We start from the raw sequence: 14,772 nt of genomic DNA on the forward strand, positions 1-14,772 counted from the left end.
CCCCACACCCCTGGCCCCCATGCATCTGGCCCAGCTCAACCTCGCCCACCTGCGCGCCCCCGTCGAGAGCGCCGAACTGGCGGAGTTCGTCGCGCTGCTCGAACCGATCAACGCCGTCGCCGACGCGGCCCCCGGGTTCGTGTGGCGGCTCAAGGAGAGCGAGAGCGACCCCACCGCCACCGTCGCGCACGACTACGGCGGCCACCTGCTGATCAACTTCTCGGTGTGGGAGTCGCTGGAGACGTTGTGGAACTACGCCTACCGCAGCGAGCACCTGGCCGTGCTGCGGCGGCGCAGGGAGTGGTTCCTGCGCATGGCGGAGCCGTCGATGGTGATGTGGTGGGTGCCCGCCGGGGACATCCCCACGCTGGACGAGGGCATGCGGCGGCTGGAACGCCTCAAGAGCGAGGGCCCGAGCCCCGCGGCGTTCACGTTCAAGGACTCCTACGACAGCAGCGAGGCCGCCAGCCTGCCCGCCGCGGCCGAGGCCAGGAAGTAGGCCAGGTCCTCGTCCAGGCTCCGGCCCATCGTCGACAGCCGGACCGGTGACGTCTCGAGCGCCTCGCGCAGGCCGTCCACCGGGACCGGGACCAGGCGGTGCCGGACGGCCAGCAGCTCGGCCTGGTCCCTGACCCGCTCGCCCAGCTCGCCCGGCAGCTCCGGCACCGGCACCTCGGCCGGGGACAGCGCGACCCGGCCGTAGGCGGTCAGCGAGTGGTGCGAGACGCCGTAGTGGCGCTCACGCAGGTCTCCCTCGCTGACCCGCAGCGCCGCCACCGGCCGCCCGCGCAGCACCCCCGCCGCGTTGACCGCCTCGCCGGCCGCCACCCCCGAGAAGCCCCAGCGGGTGCCCGTGCCCAGGTTGCCCGGCCCCTGCGTGACGATCGCCACCTCCGCCTCCAGCACGTGCCGGGCCGCCAGCAGCCCGGTGTGCACGGTGACCGCCTCGACGTCGCCGCCGAACGACTGGCCCACCGTCACCACCCCGGCCAGCCAGCCCACCTCGCGCAGCCGGGCCGCCGCCATCGAGAACCAGACCGGCAGCGCCCCGCCGTCCTGCATCACGTACGCCACCCGCGCGCCCGCCCGGCTCGCGTACAGGCCGCACAGGATGGGGGCCAGCGCCGAGTGCAGATCGGCCACGACCACCGGCATCCCGTCGATCGAGTCGGCCTCCCGCAACCGCTCGTGATACGGGGAATCCTGCTCGTCGGCCCCCTGCACCGTGGCCTGCAGCGGCGTGTACCTGGCCTTCACCAGGTGCCCAGGACCCTGCGGATCTTCCGGCAAACGGTTCGGGACGGCCACCACCATGGCGTAACCTCCCGTACCGAGACCCATCGCGAGCGCGGTCGTGTTGAGCAGCACGTCATCGCCGGGTTCGGGACGGCCCACCAGCGCTGGATACGCCAGCGCCCGGCACTCCCCCTCGGGTACGGTGACGTCCAGCTCCATCGCTCCCGGCCACTCGCGTCGGATCCGTACAACCTCGCCTCTGCGCCATCTGATCACGGGGGCAGGGTAGCGTCGATGAAGGAGGAGTGAGGCAGATGTCGCGCCGGAAGACAGAACGGTTGCTCAATCTGGTGATCTGCCTGCTCGCCACCCGGCGCCCGCTGTCGGCCGAGCAGATCCGCCAGGCCGTCCCCGGCTACGACCGGGACGGCGACGAGGCGTTCCAGCGCATGTTCGAGCGGGACAAGAACGAGCTGCGCGAGATCGGGATCCCCATCGACGTCGTCCGCGACCCGTGGGAGGACGAGCCGGGCTACCGGATCGAGCGGGAGACGTACGAGCTGCCCGAGATCACCCTGGAACCCGACGAGGCCGCCGTGCTCGGCCTGGCCGCCCAGGTGTGGCAGCGCGCCAGCCTGGCCGAGGCGGCCTCGGGGGCGCTGCTGAAGCTGCGCGCCGGCGGCGTGGCCACCGACCAGCCCATCGGCACCGGGGCGCTGGAGCTGCGGGTGGACACCCGCGACCCGGCCTTCCCCGCCCTGTGGAACGCCGTGCGCGACCGCCGCGTGGTCCGCTTCGACTACCGCGGCGCCGGCAGCGAGAGCGTGCGCAGCCGCACCGTGGAGCCGTGGGGCGTGGTCAGCCGGAGCGGGCGCTGGTACCTGGCCGGGTACGATCGCGACAGGGACGCCCCGCGCGCCTTCCGGCTCAGCCGCATCGCCGGCCAGGTCGCGACGGTGGGCAGGGCGGGCGTCGTCGAGGTGCCCCCGGGCGTCGATCTGCGGGCCATGGTGGGCTTCCCCGACGAGCCGAGCGACGAGCGGGTGGCCGTCGTCCGCGTGCGCCAGGGGGCGTGCGAGGGGCTGCGGCAGCTCGCCAGGGCCGTACGTCCTGGCGACGGCGGGTGGGACGAGGCCGAGCTGGCCTTCACCGACCCCGACCGGCTGGCCGGGTGGATGGCCAGCCTCGGCGCCGACGTCGAGGTGGTAGGGCCGCCGGACGCGCGGGAGGCCGTCATCCGGCGGCTGAAGGGGGCGATGGCATGACAGCCGCGATCACGGCGGCGGGGGAGGGGAGCCGATGAGCGGGTCCGCCGACAGGCTGCCCAGGCTGCTGGCGCTGGTGCCGTACCTGATGTCCCATCCGGGGGCGCAGGTCGGCGAGGTGGCGGCGGTGTTCGGGCTGAGCGAGAAGCAGCTCATCGACGACCTGCAGCTCGTCTGGATGTGCGGGCTGCCCGGCCACACCCCGGGAGACCTCATCGACGTCTCCTGGGACGGCGGCGAGATCCTCATCGACAACGCCGAGACCATCGCCAGGCCGCTGCGGCTCGGCATCGACGAGGCCAGCGCCCTGCTGGTGGCGCTGCGCATGCTGGCCGCCAGCCCCGAGCTGGCCGAGGTGCGGGGAGACGCGCTGCCGCGGGTCACGGCCAAGCTGGAGCGGGCCGCCGGTGACGGCGCGGCCACCGTCAGCAGCCAGGTCTCCGTGGACGTCGACGCCGCCCCCGACGCGCTGCCGCGCGTGCGCGAGGGCCTCACCAGGGGCCGGCGGCTGTCGCTGCGCTACTACGTGCAGGGCCGCGACGAGGTGACGCCGCGCGAGGTGGACCCGATGCGGATCGTCGTCGTGGACGGCCGCGCCTACCTGGAGGGCTGGTGCTACCGGGCGGAGGCGATGCGGCTGTTCCGCCTCGACCGGGTGCTCGGCGTGGAGGTGCTCGACGTGCCCGCCGACCCGCCCGCCGGGGCCGAGCCCCGCGACGTCACCGCCGGCGTCTTCCGTCCCTCGCCGACCGACGAGCTGGTGGAGCTGGAGCTGAGCGCGGCCGGGCGCTGGGTGGCCGAGTACTACCCGTGCGAGCAGGTCACCGAGCTGGGCGAGGGCCGGCTGCGGGTGGCGCTGCGGGCCCGCGACGAGGACTGGATACTCAAGCTGGCCCTGCGCCTGGGCGACACCGGCCGGGTCGTCTCGCCGCCGGACATGGCCGAGACCGTACGCCGTGAGGCCGGGCGCGCCCTGGCCCTGTACGCTCACCAGTCATGACGTGGATCTACCTGTCGGCGGGGCTGGGCGTGGCCGGGCTGATCGTGCTCGCCGTCGCCGGTGCCCGGGTCGTCGCCGCGGCACGTAGTCTGAATGCGGAAATCGTCGCGGCGAAGGCCCAGCTCGAGCCGGGGCGGGCCAGATTGACGGCCCGGGGGGATGAGACCACGCCGCGGGCAGCGTACGATCGTGGCTGAAACAGGCATTTGCTAGAAAGGGCGATTCATGCCGAACCTCGGAGTCCCCGAACTTCTCATCATCGCGCTGGTGCTCGTGCTGCTGTTCGGCGCCAAGAAGCTGCCCGAGATGGCCCGCGGCGTCGGCCGGTCGTTGCGCATCTTCAAGTCGGAGACCGCCAAGCTGCGCGAGGACGACGACGACACGCAGCACACCGTCCAGGCCCAGCAGGCCCCCGTCCAGCCGCAGGCGCAGCCGCAGCCCGCCGCCGCGCAGCCGCAGCAGCTCCAGGCCTCCCCGGCCCCCGCACCCGCCCCCGCTCCGGCGCTCTCGGCCGAGGAGCAGGCACGCCAGCTCGAGGAGCAGGCCGCCAGGCTGCGCGCCGGCGCCGCCGCGCAGGCCGCCGACAAGCACGCCTGAGCCCCCTGTCCCTCCTCGTCACCTGGATTGCTAGATGACGCTGCTCAAACGGTCCAGCCGGCCCACGCGTGATCCCGAGGGCCGCATGCCCCTCATGGAGCACCTGCGCGAGTTGCGCAACCGGTTGCTCATCGCGATCGCCGCCGTGATCGTCGGCATCGTCATCGGATGGCTGGTCTTCGACCCGGTCTGGGCCGTGCTCAAGGCCCCCTACTGCGAGACCGCTGCCTCACAGCAGCTCAACGGGGAGTGCAGCCTCGTCTACACGGGCATCTTCCAGTCCTTCTTCACCACCTTGAAGGTCTCGTTGCTGGTCGGGCTCGTGCTCGCCTCGCCCGTCTGGCTGTACCAGATCTGGGCGTTCGTGACCCCCGCGCTCTACCGCACCGAGAAGCGCTACTCGATGGCGTTCCTCGCGCTGGCCGTCCCGCTGTTCGCCGGCGGCGCCGCGCTGGCCTACTTCATCATGGACACCAGCCTCGGCATCCTGCTGAGCTTCTCCCTCGACGGCACCGTCGCCACGATCGGCATCGACGAGTACCTCGACTACGTCCTGATCATGTTGCTGATCTTCGGCGTCTCCTTCGAGCTGCCGTTGCTCCTGGTGTTCCTCAACATCATCGGGGTGCTGTCGCACGCGGCCGTGAAGAAGCACCGCCGCACGGTCATCTTCGTGATGTTCGTCTTCGGCGCCGTGGTCACCCCCGGCGGCGACCCGCTCACGATGATGGCGCTGGCCGCGCCGATGATCCTGCTGTACTTCCTGGCCGAGCTGGTCATGTACCTGCGTGAGAAGCGCCGGCCGAGCACCGAGGACTTCTCCCACCTGTCCGACGACGAGGCCTCGCCGCTGGCCGAGAACTCCGCGCCCGTCGGCGATCCCACGCCTGTCGGCGACCCCACGCCCGCCGATGAGGAGCCGCCCGGCACGGACAAGCGGTAAAGGCATTCCGGTTCCGCCCGGCAAGCGATAAATTCCGGGCGTGTCCTCCTCTCCGGAACTCGTCCTGCTCGTCAACCCCGCCGCGCGCGGCGGGCGGGGTCTGCGCCTGCTCGAGCCCGTGGCGCGCCGGCTGCGCGCCGGAGGGGCCGAGCTGTCGGTGATCGTCGGCGACGACGCGGCCGACGCGCTCGAACGCGCCTGCACGGCCGTGTCCGAACGACCCGACGCCCTGGTGGCCTTCGGCGGCGACGGCCTGGTGCACCTGGCGGCGCAGGCGGTCGCCGGCACCGACGTGCCGCTCGGCATCATCCCCGCGGGCACCGGCAACGACTTCGCCGCCGCCCTCGGCCTGCCCCGCGCCGACCCCGTCGCCGCCGCCCGGACCGTGCTGCGCATGAAGACGCGCCTGCTGGACGCGGCCCGCATCCGTACGGGTGCGGCCGAGGAGGTGTTCGCCGGGGTGGCGTGCTGCGGCTTCGACTCCCGGGTCAACGAGCGGGCCAACCGGCTCACCTGGCCGCCGGGCAAGGCCCGCTACCTGGTGGCCACGGCCCGCGAGCTGGGCTCGTTCCGGCCCGTCCCGTTCCGGCTGACGCTGGACGAGGAGGAGGTCGTCGAGACGGAGGCCATGCTGGTGGCGGTGGGCAACACGCGGTCGTACGGGGCGGGCATGCGGGTGTGCCCGGACGCCAGGCCCGACGACGGGCTGCTGGACGTGGTGGTGGTCGGCGGCGTGTCCAGGGCGGAGTTCCTGCGGGTGTTCCCCGGCGTGTTCCGCGGCACGCACGTGCGGCATCCGGCGGTGTCGGTGCGGCGGGTGCGCAGCGTGCGGGTGGCGGCCGAGGGCATGGTGGCCTACGCCGACGGCGAGCGGGTGGGGCCGGCCCCGGTCCACTGCGAGGTGCTGCCCGGGGCGTTACGCGTGATCGTTTGACGGTCGGACGGTACAGGATCCGGATCCGTGGCCGGAATGGGCGGGACGGACCGGAATGGCGATTTCGGTAGGCTGACAGGTATGACAACTCCAGCGGAACGCTACGCGGCCTTCCGTCAGAAGCACGGGGACGACGGGGCCGCTCTCAGATCGTTCCGAGGTCTGTACGACTTCGAGCTGGACGACTTCCAGCTCGACGCCTGCCGTGCCCTGGAGGCCGGCGACGGGGTGCTGGTGGCGGCGCCCACGGGGTCGGGCAAGACGGTCGTCGGCGAGTTCGCCGTGCACCTCGCCCTGGAGCAGGGCCGCAAGTGCTTCTACACCACGCCGATCAAGGCGTTGTCCAACCAGAAGTACAACGACCTGGTCAAACGGTACGGCACGGCGAAGGTCGGGCTGCTGACGGGCGACAACAGCGTCAACGGCGAGGCGCCGATCGTGGTGATGACCACCGAGGTGCTGCGCAACATGCTCTACGCCGGGTCGGCGACGCTGGCCGGGCTGGGCTTCGCCGTGATGGACGAGGTGCACTACCTGGCCGACCGGTTCCGTGGCGCGGTGTGGGAAGAGGTCATCATCCACCTGCCCGAGTCGGTCAGGCTGGTGGCGCTGTCGGCGACGGTGAGCAACGCCGAGGAGTTCGGCGAGTGGATGGGCGAGGTGCGCGGCGACACGACGGTGATCGTGGACGAGCACCGGCCGGTGCCGCTGTGGCAGCACATGATGGTCGGCAACCGCGTCTACGACATGTTCATGACCGACGACCTGACGCCGCGCATCAACCCGACGCTGATGCGGGTGACCCGCGACGCCGAGCGGCTGACGGCGGGCCGGGGCCGGCGCGGGTACGGCCGGCCGCAGCGCTCGCGCCCGCCGGACCGGGTGCAGGTGATCGAGAAGCTCGACTCCGAGGGCCTGCTGCCGGCGATCACGTTCATCTTCTCCCGGGCGGGCTGCGACGGGGCCGTGCAGCAGTGCCTGCACGCGGGCATCCGGCTCACCACCGACCGCGAGCGCCACGAGATCAGGCAGCTCGTGGACGAGCGCACCGCGCACCTGCCCGACGAGGACCTCGCCGTGCTGGGCTACCTGGAGTGGCGCGACTGCCTGGAGCGGGGCCTGGCCGCGCATCACGCGGGCATGCTGCCGGCCTTCAAGGAGGTCGTGGAGGAGCTGTTCACGCGCGGGCTGGTCAAGGCGGTGTTCGCCACCGAGACGCTGGCGCTGGGCATCAACATGCCGGCCCGCAGCGTGGTGATCGAGAAGCTGGACAAGTGGAACGGTGAGGCGCACGCCGACCTGACGCCGGGGGAGTACACCCAGCTCACCGGGCGGGCCGGGCGGCGCGGCATCGACGTCGAGGGGCACGCGGTGGTGCTGTGGCAGCCGGGCATGGACCCGCTGTCGGTGGCGGGCCTGGCGGGCACCCGTACGTATCCGCTGCGGTCGAGCTTCCAGCCCTCGTACAACATGGCGGTCAACCTCGTCGGCCAGTTCGGCCGGGAACGCGCCAGGACGCTGCTGGAGGAGTCGTTCGCGCAGTTCCAGGCCGATCGGGCGGTCGTCGGGCTGGCCAAGCAGTTGCGCAAGCACGAGGAGGCGCTGGAGGGCTACCAGGAGGCGATGACCTGCCACCTGGGTGACTTCCCCGAGTACGCGGAGTTGCGCCGGCGCCTGTCCGACCGCGAGGCGGAGCTGTCGCGCCAGCGGGGCGCGGCGCGCCGGGCGGCGGCGGTGCGGTCGCTGGAGGCGCTGGAGCCCGGCGACGTCATCCGGGTGCCGGGCGGGCGGCGGGCGGGGCTGGCGATCGTGCTGGACCCGGGCCGCAACCCGCGCGGTCTCGGGCCGAGCCCGCTGGTGCTGACGATCGGCAAGCAGATCAAGAAGCTCGACCCGGCCGACTTCCCGGTGCCGGTGGAGCCGCTGGAGAAGCTGCGCATCCCGAAGAACTTCAACGGCCGCTCGCCCAAGGAGCGTGCCAACCTCGTCTCGACGCTGCTGGCCAAGCTCGGTGACCGCGACCTGGGCAAGCCGGTCAGGGCGCGTGACCACGCGGTGGACGACGACGAGATCAGCGAGCTGCGGCGGCGGATCCGGCAGCACCCGTGCCACGGCTGCGACGAGCGCGAGGACCACGCCCGCTGGGCGGAGCGCTACCACAAGCTGCTGCGCGAGACCGAGGGGCTGCGGCACCGGGTCGAGGGGCGCTCGCACGTCATCTCGCGGACGTTCGACCGGATCTGCTCAGTGCTGGAGCAGCTCGGCTACCTCGACGGCGAGGCGGTCACCGACGAGGGGCGGCGGCTGGGCCGGCTCTACACCGAGCTGGACCTGCTGACGGCCGAGTCGCTGCGCCAGGGGCTGTGGGAGGAGCTGGAGCCGGCCGAGCTGGCGGCGTGCGTGTCGGCGCTGGTGTTCGAGTCGCGGGCGTCCGACGACACCCGTCGTCCCAAGATCCCGGCCGGGCGGGCTCAGGACGCGCTGTCGGCGATGATCCGGCTGTGGGGCGAGCTGGAGGGCATCGAGTCCGACCACGGGCTGTCCACGATCAGGGAGCCCGACCTGGGGTTCGCGTGGGCGGCGTTCCGCTGGACCAAGGGGCACGCCCTCGACGCGGTGCTCATGGAGGGGATCAACGGCAACGAGCTGGCGGCGGGTGACTTCGTGCGGTGGGTCAAGCAGTTGATGGACCTGCTGGGCCAGCTCGGGAACGCGGCGCCGCCCGGCAGCAAGATCAAGCAGACGGCGGGCAAGGCGGTGGACGCGATGCGCCGGGGTGTGGTGGCGTACTCGTCGCTGACCTGAGCCGTCCGGAAGATGCTCCTGAGAACTGGTTCTCAGGAGCATCTTTTGTTGTCCGCTGACCTTTCCGTGCCTTTTTACCGTTGGCCTGACGCCTTTACGCGGTCGCCGCGAACGCCTTTCCGCGCTGGTTTTACCGGTCAAGACTCATTGAAGTCAGCGAATATCTGCTGATTTAGAGCAATTCGGGTGCTAGTGTCCGAATTGTCAGTGTTCAGCCAACGGGGGAGGAATCATGGCGAACACCTACCTGTCCAAGGCCGGATTCCAGGTGGGATGGGGGTGCCGTCGCCGGCGCCGCTGTTTCCGTAGGTGGAGCTGCTGCCACCGCAGGTGGTGGGGGTGCTAGAGCGCTCCGTTGAGAGCCGGCGGCTGAGCCGCCGGCTCTCATTGAGCGCCTCCGGCCGTGAACTCGCACCGGCGATCCCGTTTCGCCGCACCTTCCGCGAGTTCTGGCCGGACACGAAAGGACTGCGGCGATTGTTCGCGGCCGGAGTGGTGTTCGCCATCCTGGCCGCGCTCTGCGAGGTCGCCGCGATCCGCCTGTTCGGACATATCACCGACGAAGTGCTCACGACCCGCAACCTGGCGGGTTTCTGGGGGCCCGCGTTCTGGTGGCTCGGGCTCGCGGCGCTGGCCGGGGCGGCGTCCTTCGGCGGGGCGTACCTCACCGCGCTGGGCGCCGAACGGTTCCTGCTGGCCCTGCGCGACCGCGTGTACGCGCACCTGCAGACGCTCGCCCCCGACTTCTCCGAGAAGCGGCGGCTGGGCGACCTCATGGCCCGCCTGACGGACGACGTCGAGGCCATCGAGGAACTGGTCGGGTCCGGACTCGTCAAGGCCATCACCACGGTCGCCAGCGTGGTCTTCTTCGCGGGGGCGGCCTTCTTCATCCGCTGGGACCTCGCGCTGCTGACGATGGCGCTGGTCCCGCTGTTCCTGGTGGTCTCGAAGGTCTTCGCGGCCCGCTTCAGGACGGCGGCGGCGCTGGAACGCGCCAGCAACGGGGCGATGAACAGCGTCCTGGAGGAGGGGCTGGCCAACCAGCCGCTCGTGCAGGCCTACAACCGGCAGGGCGCCGAGTCCCGGCGGCTGCACGGGGAGGGCCGGGGCTGGTTGCGCGCCAACATGGCCCAGGCGTGGCTGGCGGGCCTGTACGGCCCGGTGGTCCAGGTCATCGAGACGGTCTGCCTGATCGTCATCCTCGGGTTCGGCGCGTGGGAGATCGCGGCGGGCCGGCTGACGCTCGGCGGGCTGCTGGCCTTCGCGGCCTACCTGGCCCTGCTCTACCCGGCCGTCCAGGGGCTGGGGGAGCTGGCGCTGAACGTGTCGGAGGCGGCGGCGGGCTCGGACCGGGTCATCGAGATCCTGAAGGCCAAGCCCACCGTGACCGACGCGGGCGACGCCGTGGCCGTGGGCAGGGGCGAGGGCCGGATCGCGTTCGACCGGGTCGGCTTCGGCTATCCGGGACGGGGCCGTCCGGTGCTGCGGGACGTGTCGTTCACGGCCGGGCCCGGTGACGTGGTCGTCCTGGCCGGGCCCAGCGGCGCCGGCAAGTCCACCGTGGCCAAGCTGCTGCTGCGCTTCTACGACACGGACGAGGGGCGCATCCTGCTCGACGGCGCCGATCTGCGTGACCTGACGCGGGAGTCGCTGCGCGAGAACGTGACGATCCTGCACCAGGAGACGCTGCTGTTCTCCGGCTCCGTACGCGACAACATCGCCTACGGACGTCCCGACGCCTCGCTCGACGAGGTGCTCAGGGCGGCGGAGGTGGCGGGGGTGCACGACTTCGTCAGGCTGCTGCCCCAGGGGTACGACACGCCGGTCGGGCAGCGGGGCCGCCTGCTGTCGGGCGGGCAGCGGCAGCGGATCGCGATCGCCAGGGCCGTCCTGCGCGACACGCCGGTGCTGGTGCTCGACGAGCCCACGAGCGGGCTCGACGACGACACGGCCGCCCAGGTGATGGGGCCGCTGCGGCGGCTCATGGCCGGGCGTACGACGCTGCTCATCACGCACGACCTGCGGCACCTGCCGGACCGGGTGCGCGTGGTGGCGCTGGAGCCGGTGCCGAGGCAGGAGCGCATCCGGCTCAAGCGGGTCGGGGTGCCCGCCCGCTCGGTCCGCTCGGCCGTCCGGGGGACGCCGGCCGGGCGCGAGGGCGCGCCCTCGCCCTAGCCGGTCGGTACGCGCGGCGCCCGTCCCACGCGAGTGGGGCGGGCGCCGTCGTGTCGATCATCAGAGTTCGGGGTGGTATGTCCGGTAATGCGGTCGATAGAATCGGAGAGCTTTCTCCGTTTGTCTCGAAGGCAGGTCGAAGGCAGGGGCCATGGGTGACGACCACAGTGCCGCCAGGCCGCTGCGCGCCGACGCCCGCCGCAACCGCGAGCGGGTGCTGCAGGTCGCGCAGGAGGCCCTGGCCAGCGACGGGCTGACGATCTCCTTCGACGAGATCGCCCGGCGCGCCGGGGTCGGCGTCGGCACCGTCTACCGGCACTTCCCGACCAAGGAGGCGCTGGTCGAGGCGGTGCTGCTGGGCCGGATCGAGGGATTCGTGGCCGACGCCCGCGCGCTTTCCACCGCCGAGGACGCGGGCCGGGCGTTCTTCGGCTGGTTCGCCCGGGTGGTCGAGCAGGCCGCCCCCAACCAGGCGCTGTGCGACATGCTGGACGCGGGCTCCGGCATGTCGCTGCCGCCGGGCTCCACCCTGGCGGGCGACCTCGCCGCCGCCCTGGCCCGGCTGCTGGCCAGGGCCCAGCGGGTCGGGGCGGTACGCGCCGACCTGGCCGCGCAGGACGTCCACGACCTGCTGCGCGGCTGCCTGGCCGCCGAACGCCGGGCGCTGGCCAGGGGCGGCGCGGTGCGGATGGCGGAGATCGTCTGCGAGGGCATGCGGGCCAGGACGTCCGCGCCGCCGGCGGCGTTCTGAGCGCCGGGGGGCGTCGTCACGTGGCGAGGGTGAAACGGACCTCGCGGGTGGCCGGGTCGGCCCGGGACAGCCGCACCGTGACCTGCTCGCCCAGCGGCAGCGCCCCGTCGCAGCGGGCGATCACCGCCGGCTCCACGAGCTGCACCTGCCCGCCGCCGCGCCGCTCGTCCACGTCGATCACCACCGCCTGGAACGCCTGCCCGACCCGGTCGCGCAGCAGGAACGCCTCCACCAGGTCCACGCACGCCCGCTCGACGCCGCCGGCGCGCCGGCCGGAGGCCGACATCAGCTCCGGCAGCGCCGCGAGCGCCGCCCGCACCCCGGACGGGACCGGCTCGCCGGCCGCGACCGCCAGGCACACCTCCGTCGCGTAACGGTCGACCAGCCGCCGCAGCGGGGCCGTGACGTGCGCGTACGGGGCCCCGACCGCCGCGTGCTCGGCCAGCCGGGGCGGCGCGCCGTCGAAGGCCACGTAGCCGGCGCCGCGCAGCAGCACCTTCGACTCGTGCATGAACGCCGCGTGCCGCCCCGTCTTCGGGTCCAGGCCGTGCACCACGTCGCCGTACCCCGCGCCCTCCGGCCACGGGACGTCGAGGGCCGCGGCCACCCTGCGCACCGTGGCCAGGTCGCCGGGACGCGGCCGGGGCAGCACGCGCAGCACGCCGATCTCGGCGTCGAGCATCATGGTGGCCGCCGCCATGCCGGTCAGCAGGGAGAGCTGCGCGTTCCACGCCTCGGCCCGCAGCGGCAGGCGGAACTCCAGGCGGTAGCCGCCGCCCTCGCGCACCACCTCCTGGTCGGGGGTGGGCAGGGTGACGCCGCCGCGCTCGCGCTCCAGCGCCAGCCGGAGCTCGCCGATCTCGGCCAGCAGTTCGAGCACGCCGTCGGCGGTGCCGGTGTCGTGGACGGCCTGCACGTAGTCGTAGTCGTAACGCTCGCGGCTGCGCACCAGGGCGCGCTCGACGTCGGCGCCCACCGTGCGGCCGTCGGAGTCGAGGTCGATCCGCCACACCACGGCGGGACGCAGCGCGCCGGGCAGCAGGCTGGCCGCGTCCTCCGACAGCACCGGCGGGTGCAGCGGGACCCGGCCTACGGGCAGGTAGACGGTCTCGCCCCGCACCCGGGCCTCGGTGTCGATCACGCCGCCGGGGCGGACGAACGCGCCCACGTCGGCGATCGCGTACCAGACGCGGTAGCCGGAGCGCAGCCGCTCCAGGTGCACGGCCTGGTCAAGGTCCATCGAGCCGGGCGGGTCGATGGTCACGAACGGCAGGTCGGACCGGTCCGCGGCGTCCAGCCTCGGCACCTGGGCCACCCACGCGGCCTCGTCGAGCACGGTGCGGGGGAAGCCGTCCGGCAGCTTCAGCTCCCGCCGGAGCCGTTCGAACCCGTCCTCCAGCTTGAGAGGTATCTGATCGGGGACCTGAATCGTAGGCACGCGTGACAACCTACCGGCGCGCGGCTGCGGCGGTCAGGCGAGGTGCTGGTCGAGGCCGGTGATCCGGAGCAGGCGGCGCATGGCGGGCGGCACGCCCTTGATGTGCAGCCGGGTGTGCTGGGTGGCGGCCTGGTTCCGTACGGAGACGAGGATGCCGAGCCCGGCCGCGTCGATGAAGGACAGCCGGCTCACCTCGATGACCAGCTCAGGGTGGGGCAGGCGGGAGCGGTCGGCCTCGCGCAGCAGGGCGAGCAGTTGGGTGCGGAACTGTTCGGTGGTGGCGATGTCGAGCTCGCCGGACACGCTCACGGTGAGCGTCCCGTCGTGGCGGCTGGTGGTCAGGTGTAGTGGATCCATCTCGGCTCCGCGCTCTTTCCGGGCCGGGATCGCCCCGTCGGTCGTGCGGACCAGCCCTCAGGCACCAGATGTCATGCCCGTGTCACTGAGAGCGACTGTGGGCTTCCGGAATGGAGTGTACATGTCTGTCCGCACGCATCGAGAGGGGGTTTTGATGGGGATGGAAAGGAGAATTCCTCAGGAAAACCATTTTGGGGAACAGGGGAAGAAATCTCACCTTTGACGGGGTTTCGGGCGTGCGGCTGCGGGACGGGTGTGCGAGGTTGTTGCCGGTGAGGCTGATCATATTTAGGGAAATTTCCCCATTTGTCGGGAGCGGTCACTACGCTGCTAGCCCTGTTCAGGTCCGAGGGGAAAGCGAACCGACATCGTGTTAATCGCAGTCGCAGTGCTGGCCGCCGCCGTGGTGGGCGCGGTGGCCTGGTGGCTCAGCCGGAACGGCACCTCCGGCGCGGATCCGGTGAGTGGGTCCGACGGGTTCGGGGCCGGGCGTGAGCGGAGCTGGGAACTGCCGCTCACACCCGAGGCCCGGGCGGCGTTCATGGAGGGTCTGCGGGCCCGGCACGAGGCGGGCGACGCCGTACGGGTGGACGGGGAGCAGGGAGTGCTCACCACGTACGAGCCGCCACGGCTCATCTCCCTGCACCTGCTCGCCGACGCCTTCGCGGCCCGGGGGGACGCCGCCCTGCACGACCCGCAGGAGACGGTCGCCGTCCTGCTGGAACGGTTCGCCGCCGCCGAACGTCCGGGGGTGCTGCACCTGCGGCCCGGCTGGCTGGAGGGTGAGGTGGACGGCATGGACGCCGCCCGCTTCGCCCATGCCGTGGGCGAGATCGTGCGTCCCGGCGGGTGGACGGCCGAGGCGGGCATTGGAGCGTTGCAGGCCACCGTGCCGGACAGCCCGGACGGCCAGGACAGCGGGGGCAGGGTGCTCACGCACGTCAACGGCACACCGATCAAGTCCCTCACCAGGGACGTCGCCGACGATGCGGACGGTGACCCGGCCGGAGGCATGGCGGGCGAGGTGGACCTCGCCGCAGGAGGCGCGCCGGCGGATGCGGGGACGGCCGCAGGGGGTGCCGCCACCAGGAGCCCTCTCGCGGGGAGCGCGACCACGGCGAGCGCCGAGCCGGGGAGTTCCGGAACCGGGAGTGTGGGCAACGGGGGTGCGGGCAACGGGAGTTCCGGTGCCGGGGGTGCGGGCCTGGGGAATGCCGGCACCGGGAGTGCCGGCCTGGGGAGTTCCGGCGCGGGGAGCGGTGCCTCGGGAG

Annotated in this window: 13 protein-coding genes and 1 pseudogene; 11 read left to right on the top strand and 3 right to left on the bottom strand. The window is 72.5% G+C overall.

Features of this window, described 5'->3' with window-relative positions:
• Positions 1 to 19: 19 nt before the first annotated feature.
• Positions 20 to 499, top strand: coding sequence for a DUF3291 domain-containing protein (locus tag FAF44_RS45625; RefSeq protein ID WP_237109714.1), 480 nt, complete (start codon positions 20 to 22; stop codon positions 497 to 499).
• Here FAF44_RS45625 and FAF44_RS45630 read toward each other — a convergent pair.
• On the bottom strand, positions 445 to 1,455 hold the full coding sequence (locus FAF44_RS45630) for a DUF3866 family protein (protein WP_237109702.1): 1,011 nt from the start codon (positions 1,453 to 1,455) through the stop codon (positions 445 to 447). The two genes, FAF44_RS45625 and FAF44_RS45630, sit on opposite strands and share 55 nt — an antisense overlap.
• 95 nt (positions 1,456 to 1,550) lie before the next feature.
• On the opposite strand from FAF44_RS45630, the gene FAF44_RS45635 reads away from it, so the two are divergent.
• The 9 genes from FAF44_RS45635 to FAF44_RS45675 all read left to right on the top strand — a co-directional run bounded on the left by FAF44_RS45635 (position 1,551) and on the right by FAF44_RS45675 (position 11,706).
• Positions 1,551 to 2,501 carry a YafY family protein gene (locus FAF44_RS45635; RefSeq protein WP_237109703.1) on the top strand — a complete coding sequence of 317 codons (951 nt, stop codon included), beginning with the start codon at positions 1,551 to 1,553 and terminating at the stop codon, positions 2,499 to 2,501.
• A 34-nt stretch (positions 2,502 to 2,535) separates the two neighbouring features.
• Positions 2,536 to 3,501 (top strand): YafY family protein, encoded by a 966-nt coding sequence (locus FAF44_RS45640; RefSeq protein ID WP_237109704.1) that lies wholly within the window; start codon positions 2,536 to 2,538, stop codon positions 3,499 to 3,501.
• A complete protein-coding gene (locus tag FAF44_RS45645) occupies positions 3,498 to 3,698 on the top strand; it encodes a hypothetical protein (RefSeq protein ID WP_237109705.1) in 201 nt (66 codons plus the stop codon). The genes FAF44_RS45640 and FAF44_RS45645 overlap by 4 nt, the downstream gene beginning before the upstream one ends.
• 28 nt (positions 3,699 to 3,726) lie before the next feature.
• Positions 3,727 to 4,098: a Sec-independent protein translocase subunit TatA gene (gene tatA / locus FAF44_RS45650; protein WP_237109706.1), complete on the top strand. Its 372-nt coding sequence runs from the start codon at positions 3,727 to 3,729 to the stop codon at positions 4,096 to 4,098.
• 34 nt (positions 4,099 to 4,132) lie between these two features.
• Positions 4,133 to 5,041 (top strand): twin-arginine translocase subunit TatC, encoded by a 909-nt coding sequence (tatC, locus tag FAF44_RS45655; RefSeq protein WP_237109707.1) that lies wholly within the window; start codon positions 4,133 to 4,135, stop codon positions 5,039 to 5,041.
• 40 nt (positions 5,042 to 5,081) lie between these two features.
• On the top strand, positions 5,082 to 5,975 hold the full coding sequence (locus tag FAF44_RS45660) for a diacylglycerol kinase (protein WP_237109708.1): 894 nt from the start codon (positions 5,082 to 5,084) through the stop codon (positions 5,973 to 5,975).
• Between the two features lie 81 nt (positions 5,976 to 6,056).
• Positions 6,057 to 8,780, top strand: coding sequence for an RNA helicase (locus FAF44_RS45665; RefSeq protein ID WP_237109709.1), 2,724 nt, complete (start codon positions 6,057 to 6,059; stop codon positions 8,778 to 8,780).
• Positions 8,781 to 9,119: 339 nt separating this feature from the next.
• Complete coding sequence (locus FAF44_RS45670) at positions 9,120 to 10,955, top strand: ABC transporter ATP-binding protein (RefSeq protein ID WP_237109710.1); 1,836 nt, start codon at positions 9,120 to 9,122, stop codon at positions 10,953 to 10,955.
• Between the two features lie 151 nt (positions 10,956 to 11,106).
• On the top strand, positions 11,107 to 11,706 hold the full coding sequence (locus FAF44_RS45675; protein ID WP_237109711.1) for a TetR/AcrR family transcriptional regulator: 600 nt from the start codon (positions 11,107 to 11,109) through the stop codon (positions 11,704 to 11,706).
• 16 nt (positions 11,707 to 11,722) lie between these two features.
• Here the strand turns inward: FAF44_RS45675 and FAF44_RS45680 are convergent, their stop codons facing one another.
• Complete coding sequence (locus FAF44_RS45680) at positions 11,723 to 13,144, bottom strand: RNB domain-containing ribonuclease (protein WP_237109712.1); 1,422 nt, start codon at positions 13,142 to 13,144, stop codon at positions 11,723 to 11,725.
• A 33-nt stretch (positions 13,145 to 13,177) separates the two neighbouring features.
• Positions 13,178 to 13,501, bottom strand: a complete 324-nt coding sequence (locus tag FAF44_RS45685; RefSeq protein WP_237109713.1) for an STAS domain-containing protein — start codon at positions 13,499 to 13,501, stop codon at positions 13,178 to 13,180.
• Between the two features lie 370 nt (positions 13,502 to 13,871).
• Between FAF44_RS45685 and FAF44_RS45690 the strand changes: the two are divergent.
• A pseudogene (locus tag FAF44_RS45690) lies at positions 13,872 to 14,772 on the top strand (hypothetical protein); the annotation flags it as partial.

The organism is Nonomuraea sp. MG754425, assembly GCF_021699195.1.
Classification (GTDB): domain Bacteria; phylum Actinomycetota; class Actinomycetes; order Streptosporangiales; family Streptosporangiaceae; genus Nonomuraea.

Bases quoted from the DNA above. Each gene is read 5' to 3' on its own strand.
- FAF44_RS45625 (WP_237109714.1), top strand. From the start codon at position 20: ATGCATCTGGCCCAGCTCAACCTCGCCCACCTGCGCGCCCCCGTCGAG.
- FAF44_RS45630 (WP_237109702.1), bottom strand. From the start codon at position 1,455: ATGGAGCTGGACGTCACCGTACCCGAGGGGGAGTGCCGGGCGCTGGCG.
- FAF44_RS45635 (WP_237109703.1), top strand. From the start codon at position 1,551: ATGTCGCGCCGGAAGACAGAACGGTTGCTCAATCTGGTGATCTGCCTG.
- FAF44_RS45640 (WP_237109704.1), top strand. From the start codon at position 2,536: ATGAGCGGGTCCGCCGACAGGCTGCCCAGGCTGCTGGCGCTGGTGCCG.
- FAF44_RS45645 (WP_237109705.1), top strand. From the start codon at position 3,498: ATGACGTGGATCTACCTGTCGGCGGGGCTGGGCGTGGCCGGGCTGATC.
- tatA (WP_237109706.1), top strand. From the start codon at position 3,727: ATGCCGAACCTCGGAGTCCCCGAACTTCTCATCATCGCGCTGGTGCTC.
- tatC (WP_237109707.1), top strand. From the start codon at position 4,133: ATGACGCTGCTCAAACGGTCCAGCCGGCCCACGCGTGATCCCGAGGGC.
- FAF44_RS45665 (WP_237109709.1), top strand. From the start codon at position 6,057: ATGACAACTCCAGCGGAACGCTACGCGGCCTTCCGTCAGAAGCACGGG.
- FAF44_RS45675 (WP_237109711.1), top strand. From the start codon at position 11,107: ATGGGTGACGACCACAGTGCCGCCAGGCCGCTGCGCGCCGACGCCCGC.
- FAF44_RS45685 (WP_237109713.1), bottom strand. From the start codon at position 13,501: ATGGATCCACTACACCTGACCACCAGCCGCCACGACGGGACGCTCACC.